A 19054-nucleotide genomic window follows, 5' to 3' on the forward strand; every position below is an offset into this window, starting at 1 on the left:
GTAAATTACGAGATAGATACAAAATGTATCAATTTTCAGCGTCTAACGACAAATAACAAGGACTTCTAAGCTCCTTGTGAGGGGAAGGAATATCATTGATCGAAACGGGCCGCTTTTACTGTGTCAGTTGTGGGATGATTGTGTCGGTCACTAGAAGCTCTGTCGAAATGAAGGAAGAGGGCAATGGAGGCAATCACGTATTTCGCACCGGATTCTACCGGAGTGAAATGCCGCTTGGATGCTGTGAAGCGTGTGTAGTTGAAGCGAAACGTCAGGGGAAATCCCAGTTTGCGGGACAATATACTAAAGATTATGATACACTATGTGCATATGAGAAACGGGCATGAATGATGTGCTCGTCCATGAAGGAGGGGATTGAATGCAGCAGGAGCCGGTCGTCCGGATTCAGGGCGTCAGCAAGATCATATCCTCCCGATCATTGGTCAGCGACCTGACTCTGGATATTTCTCCGGGGCAGGTTTTTGGTTTTTTAGGACCCAATGGCGCGGGAAAAACAACGACGATTCGAATGATGGTTGGACTGATGTCCATCAGTAAAGGTGATATTTTCATTTCCGGACACAGTGTAAAGAATGAATTTGAGAAGGCGGTAGCCCAGGTAGGAGCTATTGTGGAAAATCCGGAAATGTACAAGTTTCTGACCGGGTACCAAAATCTCGTTCACTTTGCCCGCATGTCGCCGGGAGTTACGAAGGAACGTATTGCGGAAACAATTGAGCGTGTGGGGCTCACAGCTCGTATTCACGATAAGGTCAAAACCTATTCACTGGGCATGCGCCAGCGTCTGGGTGTCGCGCAAGCGATATTACATAAACCGAAGCTGCTTGTACTGGATGAGCCGACCAATGGTCTGGACCCACAGGGTATACGGGAACTGAGAGATTATTTGCGTCAGCTCACCCAAGAGGAAGGCATTACGGTCTTTGTATCCAGTCATTTATTGTCGGAGATGGAGCTGATGTGTGATACGGTGGCCATCATCCAGAATGGCAAGTTGATTGATGTAAGAAACCTTCGGGCTGAAGCCGGTTCGGATGCATTAATCGAAGTTGCTTTTGAGCTGAATGATGCAGACCGTGCTGCGGATCTGATTCAGGGTGCTGTCGTACAGGGCAATGTCCTGGTGATGCGGGTGTCTCGTGAGCAGATTCCGGATATCAATGCCAAGCTGGTTAGCGAAGGGTTTCAGGTGTACGGTATTCGTAACGTGACTCACACCCTGGAAGAACAATTCTTGCAAGTCACTGGGGGTGGAGGCATTGGGTAGTTTTGGTAATCTGATATTGAACGAGAATATGAAAATTTTCCGTCGTCCCCGTACCTGGATCATGTTATCAATTCTGGCGCTGATCTCGCTATTAATGCCAGTGTTACTGCGAGAAGGCATGGGGTCCAATGAAGTTTTGTACTGGGAAGCGGCTGTAACGACCATCCAGGTTACATTTTTCCTGAACACGATCTTTTGTGTCGTGATTGCAGCGGAATCGGTTGCAGGCGAATTTACTTGGGGAACCATTAAGCTATTGCTGATCCGTCCATGGTCACGAAGCAAAGTTCTTGCTTCCAAATATCTGACCGTCGTTGGCTTCAGTATTGTCAGTACATTGCTGGTCATCGCGATGGCCATGCTGATGTCTTATATCCTTTTCTCCCATGATGCTCCGGGAGGAAGCGGTAGTCCGGCTACGAATGCTCTGACGTTATGGGGATATTTGTACGTTGATCTGTTCATTACGCTTGCGATTGCCTTTATGGTGTCCTCCGTATTTCGTTCAGGTGCACTTGCGATTGGATTATCCCTGTTCATTATGTTCTCACAGAGTATCTTCTCACTCATATTCAATCCGGTCCGTTATGAGTGGGCCAAGTATGTTCTATTCAACAACATGGATCTTAGCAAATACATGACCTCCGGGGCAGATTTTGCGCTAATGGGTGGTCCGAGTGCAGGAATGACACTGGGTTTCTCCATTGCAGTTCTGGCGGTGTATTACGTTATTTTCATGGTGATTTCCTGGGTTGTATTCAGCAAAAGAGATGTGGCAGGCTAACGCCTGCTTCTTTTTTTTGCTCCAATGTTTGTTTTGGAAAGAAAATAAGTGTATATTCAGCATCGCCTGTGGCATGACTGTCATTTAAGGGTACTTAGTATCATAAGTAAATGACTAGATATACATATGAACGCCGCAGTCACTTTGGCAGAGCAGCGCATGGAGGGATCACGTTTCTTGATAAATAACAAGTTCTACCGCATATGTACAGCGATTATTCTGCTGCTGCTCATCGTGTATCTGGGGGAAAAAGTGAACTTTATTTTCAGCCCCCTGACCTCACTGATTCACATCATCATCATTCCGCTGCTGATTGCTGGTTTCTTCTATTATCTGCTGCGCCCGCTTGTCGATTATATGGAAAGGCATAAGATCAAACGTGCATTATCAGTTCTGATTATTTATGTCGTAATTGCACTAATACTTGCAGGTTTTAGTGTGCTTGTATGGCCTTCCCTGCGTGAACAATTGATGAATTTCGTGGAAAATGCTCCAGCGTTGGTTACTTCACTCAGCGATCAGTTGAATGCACTTGAAAAGAGCAATGTTGTATCCAGATACCTGCCTGATGATTCCAATCTATTCTCACGATTATCCGATGTTCTGAGCCAAGGGATCACTCAGGTAACCAATTATGTCTCGGGGTTATTCTCCGTGGTATCCAATCTGGTTATTATTCTGGCAACGTTCCCGATTATGTTGTACTACATGCTCAAGGAAGGTAGCAAGTTTGGAACGAATCTGACCTTATTGTTGCCAAGACATTATCGGAAGGATGGGGAAGAAACCGTCCATGAGATCGATGAAGCATTAAGCAACTATATTGTTGGCCGGGTTATTGTTAATGTAGCCTTGGGGATTCTGATGTACATCGGTTTTCTCATCTTAGGTTTGCCTTACGCATTGCTGCTGACTGTTGTATCCATTATTCTGAACTTCATCCCTTATGTGGGTGCTTTGCTGGCAGCTATTCCGGTTGTCATTGTTGCGTTTATCGAATCACCTTCGATGGCGATCTGGTCACTGGTCATCATTGTAATCGCACAGCAAATTCAGGATAACCTGATCTCACCGTATGTCTATGGCAAACAGCTCGATATTCATCCACTGACTACCGTTATCCTTTTGCTCGTGGGTGCTGACCTGGGAAATATCTTGGGTATGATCATCGTGATTCCCCTATATATGATTCTGAAAATTATAGTTCGCAAAATCCATTATCGGATTGTCGAAGATAAGACTGAAACTTAAATGGAATTTGAAATACAACGCTGTCACATCGATAAGCTCAACAGGATAAGCCGCATATCAATGGTGAAGGGTCAGGTAAGTTTGCCCTCGCCATTGGTAGGCGGCTTTTTTTCATACATATTGCTCACTCTTGTTATACCTGTTATACTTGATATATAACAGACAACAAAAGAAGGTGAGCCCTTGATTATTCAACTGGATATGCAATCCGAACTTCCCATCTATTCGCAACTTGTTTATCAAATTATTGAAGGTATTGCTAGTGGTGAGTTACAGCTAGGTGAGGCGTTACCTTCGGTTCGGAATTTGGCCGCAGATATCGGTGTTAACCTTCACACCGTCAATAAGGCTTATACACTACTCAAGCAAGATGGATACATTCTGGTTCATAGACAAAAGGGAGTTGTAGTGAACCCTGATGGAATGCCTGGTTTAACGGATGATTTTTTGAAAAAGCAGCAAAGAGAATTAAGACCGATTATTGCGGAAGCGATCTGTCGAGGAATGACCAAAGAAGAATTATCTGCGGTGTTAGACCAAATGTATGATGATGTGAAGATGGGTCACAACAAAGAGTAAAGAATCAAGGGAGTGTGTTATGTATGCAGCTATTTAGTATATTACCTATCATTTTAATCTTTGCTCCATTAGCCTTACTTCTATCTTTTACACCATATCTGACAAGGGAAACCATTAGCTTTGGGGTTACGGTAAGTCAATATAATTACTACACACCCATCTTACGTAAGCTAAGAAGTACGTTTGCTACAGTAAGTCTGATCGGAAACGGGATGATTATACTTGTCTGTCTGTATTTTCTCCGATCTGCTAATGAAGATGCTACCGCAATGATTACCGGTGTTAGCACAATGATATTTATTGTGTACTGGGCAGCGCTACACATCTTATTTCATTTCAAGATGAAAAAGATAAAAGGAACACTTACAACTTTAGAAGCACCTCAAAGAGTTAAAATCGATACCACCTTCCGCCAAAATAAACTCACTTATTCCAACTATTGGTTTCTCATTCACATGGCTATTATTGTAGCCATTGCGATTATTTCGATCCTGAATTATAAGGCACTACCTAACGTCATCCCAATAAAATATGATCTTCAGGGCCATGTCACTTCCAGTGTGCCTAAAACCTACTTCTCGGTACTGGCTATTAATCTTGTACAGCTAGGAATCATTGCACTTATGATGTTGGTTAACTGGAGTATTAAATCAAGCAAACAACAGCTTACTACGTCTAATCCGGGCCAATTTGCTGCTGAAAATATTCAATTCCGCCGTAAATGGTCCCTATTTACGCTTGTAACAGGATTACTTCTTACCATCTTATTTGCCTTCATTCAGATCAATATGTTCGTCCCTAATCTGGTCTTGTTAACAGCTATTAGCTTCATCACTCCTGTGGTGATCGTGTTAGGTGTTGTATGGCTGTCTCTCACAGGCAGACAAGGCGGTGGGAAAATTCGTAATCAACAAGAGGATCATGAACGATCTAAGGAGCAGCCTGTGAATGACGATGATTATTGGAAACTTGGGTTTATTTACTTCAATGCCAATGATCCTTCTTTAACCATAGAAAAGCGTTATGGAATAGGCTGGACAATTAACTTCGCTCGTCCACTATCTTGGGTCCTGCTGTTATTCATCATTGCTATTGTTGTTATAAGCATAGTCCTGAGCCAATAAAGGCTCAGAATTCTATGCATATAATAGATGAAATTAATTATTAGGAGGAGTTATCACAATGAACAATTGGAAAAAGCTATTACTTTCTCTTACTTTCGTAGGTCTCATCCTTCCGGTAACATCCATCTCAGAAGCTGCTGAAAAATCCGCTGGTAGTGAAAATCTTGTTCCTATTCGTGAGATTGCAGAAAAGAATGGGGCAGAGGTATCTTGGCAACAAAAGACAGGAGAAATCACAATACGAAAAAGTGAGCTTACTATTGTAGTTAAGGTTGGAGAGAAACAGGCGATGGTGAATGGGCAAGCCATATCCTTAGACAATCCTGTTCAGTTAACGAAAGGAACTACCTATATGGAAGGGGCATTTCTTTCCGAGACGCTGAAGGCAGCACCTGAGGATATATTCATTTCCCTTATTAGTGAGGGCGATGGCAAGGAGGCTGCCAAGTATGTTCATACCTCTGTGAGTGGAGTGTTGTCACCCACGTTGTTGAGTCAGCTGTGGGGAGCTTTAGAAGGACAAAATGGCAAAATTACAAGTGAAGCCATAGCTAAGCATGTAGAAAATAATACAGTGCATCGCAATGTTACCTATACGTTCAAAACAGAGCTGACTCGTTTAAATATTACGGTCAGAATGAATCATAACGGACTTGTAGATGATTTGCATATTGCCGCCGCTACGCCAGATGTGTATCAAAAACCAAGCTACGACGACCCATCTGCCTATACAGAACAAGACATTACGGTTGGTCAGGGTGATTTAGCTTTGCCAGGGACATTAACTTTGCCCAAGGGAGAGGGACCTTTCCCGGTTGTCATTCTGGTACACGGATCTGGGCCTAGCAATCAAGATGCTGCCATTGGTGGTGCAAAGCCGTTTCGCGATCTTGCGGTAGGTTTGGCTTCACAAGGAGTTGCTGTATTAAGATACGATAAGGTCACATATGAGCATACCTATAAGGTGGCTTCACAGCCTAAATTCACATTAAAACAAGAGAGCGTAGTTCAGGTAAACGATGCAGTGGAATTGCTTAAAAAGAATACACATATTGATTCTACAGCGATTTTTGTAGCTGGACATAGTCAAGGCGGGTTTGCAATGCCGTTAATCATTGCTGAGGATAAGCAACATGATATTGCAGGAAGTATTTTACTTGCTGCACCAAGTAGTAGCTTTGCGGATGTGCTTACCGAGCAGCAGGACGAATTGGTAGAGCGGATGAAGCAGCTTGGTTTAGACACGGATGTCATACAAGGGCAAGCTGATTTTTATAAAAATGTGGCTGCGATGGTTAAAGATCCAAAATATTCTGTAGATCATCTTCCTGAGGCGTTTCCACTTCAACCTGCTTATTGGTGGTTTGAGCAGAGAGATTATGTGCCTGCGGAACTGGCTAAAACACAAAATACACCTATGCTTGTTATACAAGGCGAAAACGATGTGCAAGTGTCTATGAATCAATTCCAAACCTGGAAATCGTCTCTTCAAGATCATTCCAATGTTACGTACAATAGCTATCCAAAGGTAAATCATCTTTTATCCAGCTATGATGGGCTTTCAATCGGTCAAGAGTACGCTGAGCCATCTAATGTCTCCAAAGCTATTATCGATGATATTGCGAAGTGGGTATTAAAATCAAACTAAAAACGGGAGTTCCATTCTTGGGTTGAATGACAACTTGGAGAAGTGACGGATAGGGCGAGATATAATAAGAAGAGGAGCACTTACCCAAATAGGCAAGTGCTCCTCTTCTTATTTATAAATTGGCTTTATTTAGACCAATTGGACTCTTTTTCGTCTTCATCTGTATAATCAGACATGGTCAGTGGTTCCTTGGGAACAACGGCCACTTTGTAGAACCGATTCTTGTCTTTTTCCAGCAAAACAAAGATTAGATTCTCGAACTCATATTCTTCCTGTTCGTTCATCTCGGGACGATGGCTGTAGAGCCATCCACCAATGGTGTCCCACTCATCTGCATCCAGGCTGGACATAAACATGTCGTTCACCTTCGATAAGGAAACCTTGCCATCCATAATGACATAGTTCTCATTGATGACTTGAATATCTTCCACTTCGTCTGCGTCGAACTCGTCGCGAATCTCACCAACAATCTGCTCAAGCACATCCTCGATGGTTACAATTCCGGAAGTTCCTCCATATTCGTCGACAAGCACGGCGATATGTACGCCATCCTTCTGCATTTTCTTGAGCAAGTCCTTCACAGGAGTTGTTTCGTGAACAGCCGATACAGGCTGAATCAGGGAGGATAGATCAACAGGTTCATCGTTTCCGTATAGTTCCAGGAAGAATTGTTTCGTATTAATGATACCGATGATATCGTCTTTACTCTCATTCACTACTGGAAAACGTGTATATTGTTCTTCACGAATGATCTCCAGGTTTTCCTCATTTGTTCTATTCACATAAAGGCAGACCATATCGGTCCGGGGTACCATGATTTCTTTGGCTAACATCTCATCAAAAGCAAAGATCCGGCTTACGTAACCGAACTCGGCTTGGTTGATTTTACCACTTTCAAAGCTTTCATTAATGATGATCTGCAACTCTTCTTCGGAGTGTGCATCTTCATGTTCAGAAGCAGGTTTGATTCCGAACAGTTTCACCAGTTGGTTCGCTGAGCCGTTTAACAGCCAGATAAAAGGATACATAATTCGGTTGAACCAGATGATAGGTGTAGACGTCAGCAGTGCAACAGTCTCGGCTTTCCGGATTGCAATCGTTTTTGGAGCGAGTTCACCAACCACAACATGCAGATACGTGATGGAAGCAAACGCGATTACAAACGATAAGAATGAAGAAACCGCCTCAGGAATTTGCAAGCTTTCAAACACAGGGTGGAGAATCTTCTCTACCGTTGGTTCACCCAGCCAGCCCAGTCCCAGAGATGTGATCGTGATTCCAAGCTGGCAGGCAGACAAATATCCGTCCAGATTGGCAACGGCTTGTTTAACAGCCAGCGCACGCTTGTTTCCTTCTGCAATCATTTGATCGATCCGGCTCGGACGAACCCGTACCAGAGCGAATTCCACTGCGACAAAAAACGCCGAAAGTCCTATCAAAAAAGCAACCAATACTAAATTTAACGCATACCTCTCACTTTCCATTCACTGCTCTTCTCCTTTAGGTAATAAGTTTTTAACGATTATTATATCTAATTTTACGTAAGAAGACCACCTCCAGACAAAGAAATGAGGAAGAGTCTGGAAGGTGAAATGAGCAGATTGGCGTCACAATGCGAATTTGCTCAATCATTAAACTGATATGTAGAAGGTAACACAGTCAGAATATACAATGAACGAAGTACAAATTTGAATTTCCAGAATCAAGTATTCCGTCTGCTTATGTAAAGTTTTATCTAAGCAAACGTTACGAATAGGGGGTACATTGGGTATCTATGATTAGCTGTATACATAATCGTCAAAGATGTGTAGGTGAGAGAAAGGCAAGGTCATGAAGCTTGCCACTTGAGGAGGAAGCCGAATGTTCTGGCTGGTCATTATCTTACTCGTATTTATTTTCCAAGCAGCCACAATTCTTTTGCTGGAATTTCGTAATCCGGCTAAAGCTGTGGCTTGGCTGTTTATTTTGTTCTGCGTGCCTTTGATCGGTTTTGTAGTGTACTATTTCGTGGCGCAGGATTATAACAAACGAAAAAAACTCCGTAAGGGTGGATCGCGCATCTTCCGTGAAATGAAGGAAACGATCTGGGAACAAGCCCACATCATTGGAGATGTCGAACAGATGCCTGGCGATCGTTTCAGCCACCAGCATCGATTGTTTAACCTGTTATCCCATCTGTCGGAGAGCCCGATTACAGGTTGTAACCACAGTACGGTGCTCACAAATGGTGAAGAGGCATTTGCGGCAATGCTGAGGGAAATGGAAAAAGCAAAGCACCATCTGCATGTGGAATTTTACATTTTTCGTGATGATGTCATCAGCACCAAGTTTCAGGATGTCATGATTCGCAAGGCTCAGGAGGGCGTGAAGGTTCGGTTTATTTGTGACGGTCTCGGCAGTCACAAGATGAGCTGGAGTTTTATCCGCAAACTGCAAGATGCAGGTGTGGAGTTTCATTATTTTCTACCGCCACTGATTGCAACGATTGACCGAAGAGTGAACTACCGGAATCACCGTAAAATTGTTGTTGTGGATGGACAGGTTGGCTTCGTGGGTGGCATTAATGTAGGCGATGATTACCTTGGGCAATATCCAGAGGTGGGTTTCTGGCGGGATACACATGTGCAGATCGAGGGAGATGCCGTGTACTTCCTGCAAAGTACGTTCCTGAACGACTGGAAATTAGCTTCCGGTGAGCGAATTACCGAACCCCAGCTTGCGGAATTGTTTCCACCCCATATCTGTAGCGGGGAAGAACGAATTCAGATTCTGGCCAGTGGGCCGGATCAGGACTGGGATGCCATTCAGGAGATGTGTTTTGGGGCCATTTCGGTAGCCTGTGACCGAATTTACATTACCACACCTTATTTTATTCCTGATCCTGCCCTGTATGAGGCACTCAAAACAGCTGCTGTCAGTGGCGTTGATGTGAAAATTATCATTCCGTATCAATCCGATTCAAAGCTTGTTCATTTGGCATCCCTTTCATATGTAGAGGAACTTCTGCGAGCAGGTGTTGAGTTCTTCCAATATCGCAAAGGTTTTGTACATGCCAAAGTGATGATTGTGGATGAGTTGCTTGCAACAGTGGGCACGGCCAATATGGATATGCGCAGTTTTTTTTGCAATTTTGAGTTAACGGCTGTTCTATTCGAGTCCTCTCCGATTCGTCGTTTAATCACTGACTTTGAACGTGATCTCGGGGAATGCAGTCAGATCGATGGGGAGGTATTTCAGAAGCGTTCACGACGGCAAAAAGGTGCAGAAATGCTTTCTCGGATGCTTTCTCCGCTTCTTTAGCCGATTTAGGGCAGATTTCTGAAGATAAGTTCACTTTTTGTGAATTTATCTTCTTTTTGCTAAGTATTTTGCGCAAATTTGATCTTTTATGATATAATAGATATATAAATCATGTCTTGGCGAAGGAGGGGAGTCTGCGGGAAAACAGGCTCCCTTTTGCTCTCTTTTGAAAGTGCAAACCGGGATGAATAACATTTTGAATCCATTTTATATCGCCTTTAGATGCTTGCGCTGTATAGCCAGGGCACATATAGAACGCAATTTGCTGTTCTCCATATGGAGATTCACCCTGAGTATTTAAATGATTTATAAAATGGATTCACACACTGATTTAACGGGGGGGATACCATGTCCAATGTAACGGTGAAAGAACTAACAGCCAAGCAAGCTGACCGCGGGGTCAAAAGCTCGGTGTTTACATTAAAGCTGCTGCAACGTATTGTGATGATTCTGATCGGTGCTGCACTAATGGCTGTATCGCTTGAAGTGTTTCTCGTACCGAATGGTGTTATTGATGGTGGGATTACGGGGATTTCAATTATGGTGTCAGAACTTACACATCTGCCACTCGGAGTGTTCCTGACCTTGCTTAACTTGCCTTTCCTGATTCTGGGTTACAAGCAGATTGGTAAAACATTTGCGTTATCCACGCTGCTGGGGATCGTGGTCATGTCCATCGGGACATCATTATTGCACCATGTGCCTGCATTAACACCAGGGGAGCCTTTGCTCGGAGCTGTATTTGGCGGATTGATCCTGGGTGTGGGTGTTGGACTTGTCATTCGGTCTGGCGGTTCACTGGATGGTACGGAGATTGTGGCGATCTTGCTTAGTGAGAAGTCACCTTTGTCTGTAGGACAGATCGTATTGTTCATTAACGTGTTTATTTTCGCAGGTGCAGGATTTGTATTCGGCTGGCCGAATGCCCTGTATTCCATGATTGCATATTATATTGCGATGAAGATGATTGATATTGTGAATGAAGGACTTGACCAGTCCAAATCGGTATGGATCATTAGTGAGAAATATCGTGATATCGGTTCAGCCCTGACAGACCGTCTTGGTCGTGGTGTAACTTTCCTGGATGGAGAGGGCGGATTCAGCGGGGACGAGAAAAAGATCATTTTTGTCGTGATTACCCGTTTGGAAGAAGCGAAGCTGAAGACCATCGTTGAAGATTGGGACCCGCAAGCCTTTGTGGCTATCGGTAACATTCATGACGTGAAGGGCGGACGTTTCAAGAAAAAAGGTATCCATTAGCGATTGATATATACATGAATGATAATAGCCGACACCCTTGTGATGAGGGAGTCGGCTATTTTTTCTTCAAATGTTTGAGAATGAGCTCTACCGGTTGGGGTTCAACAGCTGCGATTAAATCACCGGTTTGGTTCAAGCGTTCAATAATGTTCATCAGATGGTAATCCTGGATGGAGACGTTCCTTCGAACCTCATCCCAGGTAAGGGGTGTAGAGACAGTGGCGCCGGATTTGGCACGTGGTGTATAGGGAGCGGCAAGGGTCTTGCCTCCATAATGCTGGAGATAGTCAAAATAAATGCGGTCTCCACGGTCCTTTTTGAGTCGTTCCAGTGTGAACAGATCCGGGTGCTTCTGAGTAACATATTTGCCTACAAAATAACCAACCTCTCTCAATTCATCAAAGGTTACTCCCTGCACAATGGGAACGATGATTTGAACTCCTGTTGCGCCCGAAGTTTTGGGAATGGACCTCAGACCAAGGGAAGTCAGGGTTTCGCCAACGATGAGTGCGGCCTGCATGATCCGGGGTTCATGTTCCTGAGAGGGGTCCAGATCAATCATCCATTCACTGGGCAGATGGCTTCCCACAGTATGCAGAGAAGGATGAAATTCAAGTGCAGCCAGATTACCAAGCCATAACAATTCGGGAAGTCCATTCATGACCACATAGCGGATGCCGTCGTGAACTTCAGTGCGCACATAATCTGGTACAGGCTCAGGGGCATTCTTTTGATAGAAAAATGTTCCTCCAGCGCCGTGGGGATACCTTATCGTGGTGAGAAGTCGATTGCTCGTATACGTGAGCAGATAAGGAGCCAGAGCGGCCAGCTTTTGCAGATAGATGGCTTTGGTAACGCCCGCTTCCGGCCATAAGAGCTTGTCCGGGTTGGTGACCGTCAGCTCTGTGCCTTCTATTATGATGGTTCCCTGGATCTTGGGGGCCATATGGAATACCTCCTATATGCTTAATGAATTATTGAAACATGGGCCGAAACACGAGTGCAGCGAACTCTTCATCATGGAAGAAGTTGGTTCGCCAGGCAATCCTCGCGGGTTACATCCGCGAAGGTTTGAATACTGGGATGGCGAAGGGTGTGATGATGAGTCAGCTCCATATATTGCACTTTGACTCCTATTCGCGGTTCCACCCAGGTGGTCTCCGCACTGCGCTCGGGTACATTATGGAACGGTCTGTCCTGCCTGATCAGAGGCTCGACTTGATGTGTGAGTTCCCGCCACGTATTGGAGTTCAGTTTGCCAGTCCCAACATGACCAATATAGACAAAATCAGGCCCGTCATATACACCGACCGCGACGGCATTCACAATACCGCTCCGGTACGTGACTCCCCCGATCATGGCATATACGTCATGCATGATTTTGACCTTCTGCCAACGCTGGTCTTTGCCCTGTATGCCATAACTGCTGGTGAGATCTTTGCAGACAATGCCTTCCATCTGATGTTGTCTCATGACCGTAAGCAGGGAAGCGGCATCAAGTGTATTGGTGACCTCCTGAACATGGGGAGCGGTGTTAAGCACCTCGTGCAACAGGCGCTGTCGATCTGCCAAAGGCTGATCCGTCACCCATTTCCCCTCATAGAACAGGATATCAAATACCATATATGTGATCGGAATCTGATGTATGGCTTGGGCGATACCTTCGGGTCTGCTCATCCGATCCCGCCGCAGAACGTGATAAAACGAAGGTTTTCCGGTATCCGGGTCCAGCGCAATAACTTCTCCATCCAAGATATAGGAGGAGCCTGAACACAGATTGCGTGGTGTTACCAGTTCGGGATACTGTGCGGTTCGATCATGTAATCTGCGATTCACCAGGCGCAGCTCATGCCCATCCTCATAGGCAAGCATGCGGACTCCATCCCACTTGACCTGGGCAATCCATTGCGGCCCTGTGGGCAAAGTATCTCTGGATATGGGTTCGAACGGAATCAGCGGTTTGAACATGGGGAACTCCTCTCTCGTACACCAATTAGCTCAGGTTAATTGGGAATTTTACTATATTTTTTGAAGCGGGACTTCATATGATGCACCAGAATGAGCAGTAATGGAAGTGCTATACCACAGGTCAGATCCCAATCAATCCAATAGGGAATAACGACCTTGAGATAAAAGTTCTCGTTTGGAGAGATTAGAATTGACATGGCGAGAATAAGCATGGCACCCGGCAGGATCAGAGAACGGTGACTGGACAAGCGAAACAGATGAGCGATGCCCAGGACAAAACCGTAGAAGAACAGAGCGGCTTTGAAGAAAACTGCAATAATCCAGACCGATGCTATGAAAGCTTCGATGCGTTGCATAAAGTTTCCGATATTGATCTTCTGTGAAAGGTTGAATGAAGCGAACCAGTGATGCTGGGTCATCCATGGTCCCATAACAAGCAGACACATACTTAGCGTCAGTGTGAGTAACAATCCGCCAATCATCCCTGCTAACAGAATGTCCTTCTCCAGATGGGGCTCATTTTTAGTGTAGGGAAAAAACATCATGAAGATGCATAGCTCACAGTAGGGATAGGTGAGTACAGCAACAAAACCTTTGAATGGATCAAGAAACCCTTGTGCCAGCACAGGTTGGATGTTGGCCAAACGTACATGGGGGATTAGACACACCGTCAGAATAAGCAGAAACAACACGATCAGAGGAAGAAAGACCTCAGCAGTTTTACCAATGCTCTCCAGACCCGACAGAAGCCCCCAGACAAGCGCACACATAAAAACCAAATGCAGAATCAGTAATGGAGATTCCGGCAAGATCTGAGTAGACATAAAATCGCCAATCTCCCTAATGAACGTTGAGGTACTGATCAGGAAATAAAAGAGATAAAAAGAGCCAAACAAGGTTCCGATCCAGGGTCCCAGTGTTCGAAGAGCATTTTGAATCAGATTTAACCGGGGATGCAGTTTGTAGGCAACTAGCATAATGAAGAGTATTCCCAAGCCCCCTGCGACTCCCAATAAGGCTGATAACCAGGCATCCTGATGAGCGTAGGATGTGATCATGGAAGGGAAGACCAGAATCTGCTCCCCAATTGTGCACAGGAACATGAGTGAAGCGAGCTGTCTAACTGTCAAACGTCCCTTTTCGATCATGAGGTATCTCCTTAACATATCTTGTCTATGTATTGGTTAGAATGCACCAATTGTGCCAGTTTTATAAAAGCCAACTCAAAAAGCCCGGGTAACTGATCTCTCTGTGATGTAGAGAAATCAGTTACTCGGGCTTATTAAAATGAGGTTAAGCAAACATATTGTAACGCCTAAACAAAATCAGTTCGCAGTTGTCAGACGTATACGAATATTTTGTGGGTCTACCGTAAACCAGGTATCCTCCACTTGGGTAACGACTGCACCGGATTGACGCAATTGCTCAAGTGCCTGATCCAATTGTTCCTGTGTGGCGTACACAATGGTGAAGTAGTCAATTCCTGTAGCGTTATCTGGATTAACAGGTGCGTTCACTCCCGCCCAGATATTAAGTCCCAGATGATGATGATAGCCACCTGCGGATACAAATAGTGCTGACATGTTGGCGAAGTTACCCACGATATCAAAACCGAGTATGCCAGTGTAATAGTTGCGAGCTTCTTCCAGGCTGCGGACGTGGAAATGTACATGACCAATAACGGTGCCAGTAGGCAGACCCTGCCAAAGTTCATTCTCCGAGATGGCAAACAGGCTTTCCACATCAACAGGATCACTTGCCATCACGTAGTTATTGTCGCTATCCCGTTTCCAGGTATCACGTGCACGGTCCGCATAGATCTCAATCCCGTTCTGATCGGGATCGGAGATATAGAAGGCTTCGCTGACCAAGTGATCGCCTTGGCCGATATCGATACCGGATGCAGCCAGATTACGAAGAGCAAGACCCAGGGACTTGCGGTCAGGCAGCAGGATGGCGAAATGATACAAGCCAGCGTGTGAGCGCTCCGGCAGGGTAATTCCATCCGTGAGCTCTTCCAATCGCAGCAGGGACTGTTTTCCGTCGGCTGTCAACGTGGCCACTTTGCCACTACGCTTCAGTAATTTTAATCCAACCACTTCGGTATAGAACTTAATTGAACGGTCTAGGTTCATAATTCGCAGACTCACTTCACCCAGATGGGTTGTGGCAGGGATTTGATATGTTGTATTCATGATTGTTTCCTCCTGATAATAGATAATATGGGTGCTCGTTTAATTGTGTATATGCGTTGAAAACGGATTATTTAATTGCATACTGTTGAAGCCGAATTACAGTGTGACTGTATATTCATAAATAAGTTACTTTTCATAAGTTAATATAAAATATAAATCAGCTTTCGTCAATCGTATTTTGCGATTATAACTGTAGTTTTATTGACAAGAACTGCTTCAATAGTTCTGTAAAACAAAAAAATCCGACTGTAAAGCCGGACTTGAGTTGAACGCATTACACACGCATATAACGATATCGGTCTTGCCTTAGCGACATTCAAACTTTTGGTTTGGGTGTGGCCTTTTTTCTTTTGGCTGGTGCAGAAGGTGTATCCGATTCTCCTCCGGCAACCGCTTGCGCAGGCGTTTTGCGCGGTGCACGTTTCTTAGGCTTGGCCGTTGTTGTCCCAGGGTCAGCCGGAATAGGCTTCACGGCCTCGATACTTGCCTGCAAGGCAGCCATCAGATCCATCACATTGGCTTCAGGTTTGGCTGGAGCAATCTTGATTTCTTCGCCCGCCACTTTGTGCTGGATAAGATCCAGCAGTTTGCTGCGATAGTCATCGGTGTATTTACCGGGTTCAAAAGGCGTGGACAATTGATCAATCAGCAACTTTGCCATCGTGAGTTCCTTTTCATTCACGTTCTGCACTTCCGGCAAGTTGGGCACCTGGGAGACAGGACGAATCTCGTCCGGATAGAAAATCGTCTCCATGGAGAGGCAATCTTCCAGCACACGTATGGCAGCCAGACTGCTTTTCGAGCGAATGGAGATTTTGGCGATGCCAATTTTGCCGGTATCCCGCATGGCGTTCATCAACAGTTGGTAGGCATTTCCACCAGCCTGATCGGGCGATAGGTAATATGTTTTCTGAAAATAAATCGGATCAATCTCAGTCAAGTCGACAAAATCCAGTATGGTAATGGTTTTGCTGGTGGAATCATTTAACGCTTCCAATTCATCTTTCTCGAAGAGAACAAACTTTCCTTTTTCATATTCATAGCCTTTGGTGATCTCTTCCCACTTCACGTCCACTTCACAGGAGGGACATTGACGAACATAAGCGAGCGGGCTGCCGCAGACTTTATGGATATAGCGCATCGAGATGTCTTTGTCTTCGGTAGCCGAGAACATTTTGACAGGGACATGCACAAGGCCAAAACTGATTGCACCTTTCCAGACGGTATGCATAGGTCGGCTCCTTTCATTGAGGTACCTTTATATTTAATAGTATGGGCATCTGGCGCGAGGGATAATCGTCTTGTAGACGAACGAATTCGTATGGTTCGGCGAGACTCGGGGATGATAACAGAAACATGCTTCGGATTCCAACAGGAAGATGAGCATGGGATAAGTAAAGTAGTTATTCTCGCAGCACATATGCCGGGAGGTGCAATATTGAAGAACAGACGTGATGAGGAAGAAGCTCACAAGCATGCATTTTCTCCGTATCCTCTTGCCAAAGCCGAAAGTGCTGAAGAATTCTATACACCTGCTACAGCTGTAAACTGGGAAGCGGTCACTTCGGAAGAATTGCCCCTTGATCGGGAGTCGTTCATGCTCGACATTGACCGGATGGTGAATGAAGGGTTAGGCGGGGGACAGGTTACGGAAGATAACGGTTATATTGGTGAAAGTACAACAGATAGCATGGTTCGAGAGTCACATGATGATCCAGAAGGGGAGTATGAATAAGATGATGGATGCAAAGCGCGCCAAAGCGATCTATGATTCGAAGGATACCATTGCCGTTACGCTGGAGGGAGATCCAGTCTGGATCGAGAATGTGGATGAAGCCAATGGTATGGCAACCGTTCAGGTTGGCAGCAGGCCTGGAAATACCCAGACGGTTCGTGTGGATCGTTTGGAGGAGTAGATACAAGATGCATTTAGTTATTGAGGCATTCGAGAATGAATAAAAGCTGAAATATATGTATAACACGGCCGGTACCGGGAGGTGCCGGTTTTTTGGTTTTTCCTAATAGGTGTCTGAAACTTCGAAGGAAGCGAGTTTTGAAACATGTCTAATAATGCACGTTATATTTCCGCTCGCCTCCTTGGATGTTGCGGGGGAAGAAAGGGACCGATATAATAAGGTTCAAAGTGAACTCAGGCGGCTGGACCGCCAAAGGTGGGGCGAATATTGAATCAGACGCACGAGCAGTGGGTGTATCAATCCCATGGCATTGCAGATACAGAAGCACTCGCTTCCGCACTCGCCAGACAGGCAAACGCCGGCATGGTGATTGCTTTGGATGGTGATCTGGGGGCGGGAAAAACGGCATTTTCACAGAAATTTGCCTGGCATTTGGGTGTACGTGATGTGGTAAGCAGTCCCACATTCACGCTAATCAAGGAGTACGAAGGGCGTCTGCCTTTATATCACATGGATGTATATCGCATATCGCTGGAAGAAGCGGATGAGCTTGGACTTGATGAATATTTCTATGGAGCCGGAGTCAGTCTGGTGGAGTGGTCGAGTATCATTCCCGAATTGCTGCCGCAAGAGCACTTGCATGTGCAGATTGAAACAACGGGCCTGGAGGATCGAACGATTACACTGGATGGGTACGGCGAGATTTATGCAGCTATGTGCCGACAGTTCAGACAGAATGGGGTCAAATGATGATGGAAGATTTACAAAAAGAGCCGCGTCAGCGGTTTTTGGCGTTGGATACATCCACCGCAGTGATGGCAGCTGCGATGATGGAAGATCATGCGCTTCTGGAAGAACGCAATGAACGGGCTGAGCGTAACCATTCGGTACACGTCGTACCGGTGATGGAGCAGTTGCTGGCCGCCAGCAACACACAGCCTGGGCAACTTGACGGCATTGCCGTTGGCGTTGGCCCAGGCTCGTACACGGGCATCCGCATTGCGGTGACCGCGGCGAAGACACTGGCCTGGGCGTGGGACATCCCCGTAGCCGGGGTGTCCAGCCTTCAGGCCATCGCCTGGGGCGGCTGGCACAGCGGCCTCGCCGCCAAGGCAGAAGCTGCGGCAGAAGATGCCGCAGCAGGGGCTGGCGGAACGCCATCCGCGGACCAGGGCAGCACAGGTGCTGCCCCTGTCCACTGGATCGTTCCGCTTGTGGATGCACGGCGCGGTCAAGCGTGCACCGCGCTGTTTGCCTCCGCCGGGAGCGATGCGCCCCGGCGTCTGGCGCCTGATGCCATCCGCAAGATGGACGGATGGCTGGAAGCCCTCGCCGCCCGCATGGCGGAGGCGGCGCCGGAAGAGCGGCCCGCAGCCGTCTGGATCGTCGGCGAGACGGGCCCTCATGCTGCGGCAGCGGCGGAGCTTCGCTGCCCCGCAGGAACGGCGCTCCAGCTCGTACCTTATGAGCTGGAAGGCCGCTGGGTTGGGCGCCTTGGCGCCGCCGCGCTGCTTGCAGGTCAGCGTGATGACGTGCATGCGCTGGTGCCGAACTACACCCAGCTGTCTGAAGCGGAAGCCAATCTGCTGCGCAAAGGCTAAAAGAGGTTGTTCAAAAAGTCCGCTATTGATTACGAAGGATACCTGGTGGCATCATCAGCATCGAATATGGAATTCAGCCGAAATAAGCGGGAGGCTTACGAAGTATGTTTCCTTTGGAAACATTGTGGTTGCTCACGTAG

Annotated in this window: 19 protein-coding genes; 13 read left to right on the forward strand and 6 right to left on the reverse strand. The window is 46.0% G+C overall.

Going from position 1 to position 19054, the window contains the following annotated elements:
- Positions 1–95: 95 nt before the first annotated feature.
- From EL84_RS12920 to EL84_RS12950, 7 genes are all read left to right on the forward strand, one after another.
- Positions 96–347, forward strand: coding sequence for a hypothetical protein (locus tag EL84_RS12920; RefSeq protein ID WP_127551208.1), 252 nt, complete (start codon positions 96–98; stop codon positions 345–347).
- Positions 348–379: 32 nt separating this feature from the next.
- Positions 380–1288 (forward strand): ABC transporter ATP-binding protein, encoded by a 909-nt coding sequence (locus EL84_RS12925; protein WP_047841976.1) that lies wholly within the window; start codon positions 380–382, stop codon positions 1286–1288.
- Positions 1281–2072, forward strand: a complete 792-nt coding sequence (locus EL84_RS12930) for an ABC transporter permease (RefSeq protein WP_076319075.1) — start codon at positions 1281–1283, stop codon at positions 2070–2072. Before EL84_RS12925 ends, EL84_RS12930 begins: the two co-directional genes overlap by 8 nt.
- A 177-nt stretch (positions 2073–2249) precedes the next feature.
- Complete coding sequence (locus EL84_RS12935; protein WP_081745953.1) at positions 2250–3323, forward strand: AI-2E family transporter; 1074 nt, start codon at positions 2250–2252, stop codon at positions 3321–3323.
- Positions 3324–3506: 183 nt separating this feature from the next.
- On the forward strand, positions 3507–3902 hold the full coding sequence (locus tag EL84_RS12940; RefSeq protein WP_036611299.1) for a GntR family transcriptional regulator: 396 nt from the start codon (positions 3507–3509) through the stop codon (positions 3900–3902).
- Positions 3903–3925: 23 nt separating this feature from the next.
- Positions 3926–5026, forward strand: coding sequence for a DUF1648 domain-containing protein (locus EL84_RS12945; RefSeq protein WP_047841977.1), 1101 nt, complete (start codon positions 3926–3928; stop codon positions 5024–5026).
- 58 nt (positions 5027–5084) lie between these two features.
- Positions 5085–6674 (forward strand): stalk domain-containing protein, encoded by a 1590-nt coding sequence (locus tag EL84_RS12950; protein ID WP_047841978.1) that lies wholly within the window; start codon positions 5085–5087, stop codon positions 6672–6674.
- Positions 6675–6799: 125 nt separating this feature from the next.
- On the opposite strand, the gene EL84_RS12955 is transcribed toward EL84_RS12950, so the two are convergent.
- Entirely contained in the window at positions 6800–8158 is a 1359-nt protein-coding gene (locus EL84_RS12955; protein ID WP_036668939.1) for a hemolysin family protein, read from the reverse strand.
- Positions 8159–8534: 376 nt separating this feature from the next.
- Here EL84_RS12955 and cls point away from each other — a divergent pair, with 376 nt between their 5' ends.
- Entirely contained in the window at positions 8535–9974 is a 1440-nt protein-coding gene (cls, locus tag EL84_RS12960; protein WP_047841979.1) for a cardiolipin synthase, read from the forward strand.
- 348 nt (positions 9975–10322) lie between these two features.
- Entirely contained in the window at positions 10323–11234 is a 912-nt protein-coding gene (locus tag EL84_RS12965; protein WP_036668942.1) for a YitT family protein, read from the forward strand.
- Between the two features lie 55 nt (positions 11235–11289).
- Here the strand turns inward: EL84_RS12965 and ligD are convergent, their stop codons facing one another.
- The 5 genes from ligD to EL84_RS12990 all read right to left on the reverse strand — a co-directional run bounded on the left by ligD (position 11290) and on the right by EL84_RS12990 (position 16628).
- Positions 11290–12180: a non-homologous end-joining DNA ligase gene (ligD, locus tag EL84_RS12970; protein WP_047841980.1), complete on the reverse strand. Its 891-nt coding sequence runs from the start codon at positions 12178–12180 to the stop codon at positions 11290–11292.
- A gap of 71 nt (positions 12181–12251) precedes the next feature.
- Positions 12252–13202 carry an RNA ligase family protein gene (locus tag EL84_RS12975; RefSeq protein ID WP_047841981.1) on the reverse strand — a complete coding sequence of 317 codons (951 nt, stop codon included), beginning with the start codon at positions 13200–13202 and terminating at the stop codon, positions 12252–12254.
- Between the two features lie 35 nt (positions 13203–13237).
- Positions 13238–14350, reverse strand: a complete 1113-nt coding sequence (locus EL84_RS12980) for a GerAB/ArcD/ProY family transporter (RefSeq protein ID WP_047841982.1) — start codon at positions 14348–14350, stop codon at positions 13238–13240.
- A gap of 177 nt (positions 14351–14527) precedes the next feature.
- Positions 14528–15397, reverse strand: coding sequence for a VOC family protein (locus tag EL84_RS12985; protein ID WP_047841983.1), 870 nt, complete (start codon positions 15395–15397; stop codon positions 14528–14530).
- A gap of 316 nt (positions 15398–15713) precedes the next feature.
- The gene (locus tag EL84_RS12990) at positions 15714–16628 is read right to left on the reverse strand and encodes a Ku protein (RefSeq protein WP_047841984.1); all 915 of its coding nucleotides are present in this window, start codon (positions 16626–16628) and stop codon (positions 15714–15716) included.
- A gap of 207 nt (positions 16629–16835) precedes the next feature.
- Here EL84_RS12990 and EL84_RS32145 point away from each other — a divergent pair, with 207 nt between their 5' ends.
- The 4 genes from EL84_RS32145 to tsaB all read left to right on the forward strand — a co-directional run bounded on the left by EL84_RS32145 (position 16836) and on the right by tsaB (position 18914).
- Positions 16836–17132, forward strand: coding sequence for a hypothetical protein (locus tag EL84_RS32145; RefSeq protein WP_076209630.1), 297 nt, complete (start codon positions 16836–16838; stop codon positions 17130–17132).
- A gap of 4 nt (positions 17133–17136) precedes the next feature.
- A complete protein-coding gene (locus tag EL84_RS13000; protein ID WP_026081228.1) occupies positions 17137–17313 on the forward strand; it encodes an H-type small acid-soluble spore protein in 177 nt (58 codons plus the stop codon).
- Between the two features lie 267 nt (positions 17314–17580).
- A complete protein-coding gene (gene tsaE, locus EL84_RS13005) occupies positions 17581–18063 on the forward strand; it encodes a tRNA (adenosine(37)-N6)-threonylcarbamoyltransferase complex ATPase subunit type 1 TsaE (protein WP_047841986.1) in 483 nt (160 codons plus the stop codon).
- 2 nt (positions 18064–18065) lie between these two features.
- Positions 18066–18914 (forward strand): tRNA (adenosine(37)-N6)-threonylcarbamoyltransferase complex dimerization subunit type 1 TsaB, encoded by an 849-nt coding sequence (gene tsaB, locus EL84_RS13010; RefSeq protein ID WP_047844159.1) that lies wholly within the window; start codon positions 18066–18068, stop codon positions 18912–18914.
- Positions 18915–19054: the final 140 nt, after the last annotated feature.

Source organism: Paenibacillus sp. VT-400, assembly GCF_001029205.1.
Classification (GTDB): domain Bacteria; phylum Bacillota; class Bacilli; order Paenibacillales; family Paenibacillaceae; genus Paenibacillus; species Paenibacillus amylolyticus.

Coding starts and splice junctions, on each gene's coding strand:
- EL84_RS12925 (WP_047841976.1), top strand. CDS start 380: ATGCAGCAGGAGCCGGTCGTCCGGATTCAGGGCGTCAGCAAGATCATA.
- EL84_RS12945 (WP_047841977.1), top strand. CDS start 3,926: ATGCAGCTATTTAGTATATTACCTATCATTTTAATCTTTGCTCCATTA.
- EL84_RS12950 (WP_047841978.1), top strand. CDS start 5,085: ATGAACAATTGGAAAAAGCTATTACTTTCTCTTACTTTCGTAGGTCTC.
- EL84_RS12955 (WP_036668939.1), bottom strand. CDS start 8,158: ATGGAAAGTGAGAGGTATGCGTTAAATTTAGTATTGGTTGCTTTTTTG.
- cls (WP_047841979.1), top strand. CDS start 8,535: ATGTTCTGGCTGGTCATTATCTTACTCGTATTTATTTTCCAAGCAGCC.
- EL84_RS12965 (WP_036668942.1), top strand. CDS start 10,323: ATGTCCAATGTAACGGTGAAAGAACTAACAGCCAAGCAAGCTGACCGC.
- ligD (WP_047841980.1), bottom strand. CDS start 12,180: ATGGCCCCCAAGATCCAGGGAACCATCATAATAGAAGGCACAGAGCTG.
- EL84_RS12975 (WP_047841981.1), bottom strand. CDS start 13,202: ATGTTCAAACCGCTGATTCCGTTCGAACCCATATCCAGAGATACTTTG.
- EL84_RS12980 (WP_047841982.1), bottom strand. CDS start 14,350: ATGATCGAAAAGGGACGTTTGACAGTTAGACAGCTCGCTTCACTCATG.
- EL84_RS12985 (WP_047841983.1), bottom strand. CDS start 15,397: ATGAATACAACATATCAAATCCCTGCCACAACCCATCTGGGTGAAGTG.
- EL84_RS12990 (WP_047841984.1), bottom strand. CDS start 16,628: ATGCATACCGTCTGGAAAGGTGCAATCAGTTTTGGCCTTGTGCATGTC.
- EL84_RS13000 (WP_026081228.1), top strand. CDS start 17,137: ATGGATGCAAAGCGCGCCAAAGCGATCTATGATTCGAAGGATACCATT.
- tsaB (WP_047844159.1), top strand. CDS start 18,066: ATGGAAGATTTACAAAAAGAGCCGCGTCAGCGGTTTTTGGCGTTGGAT.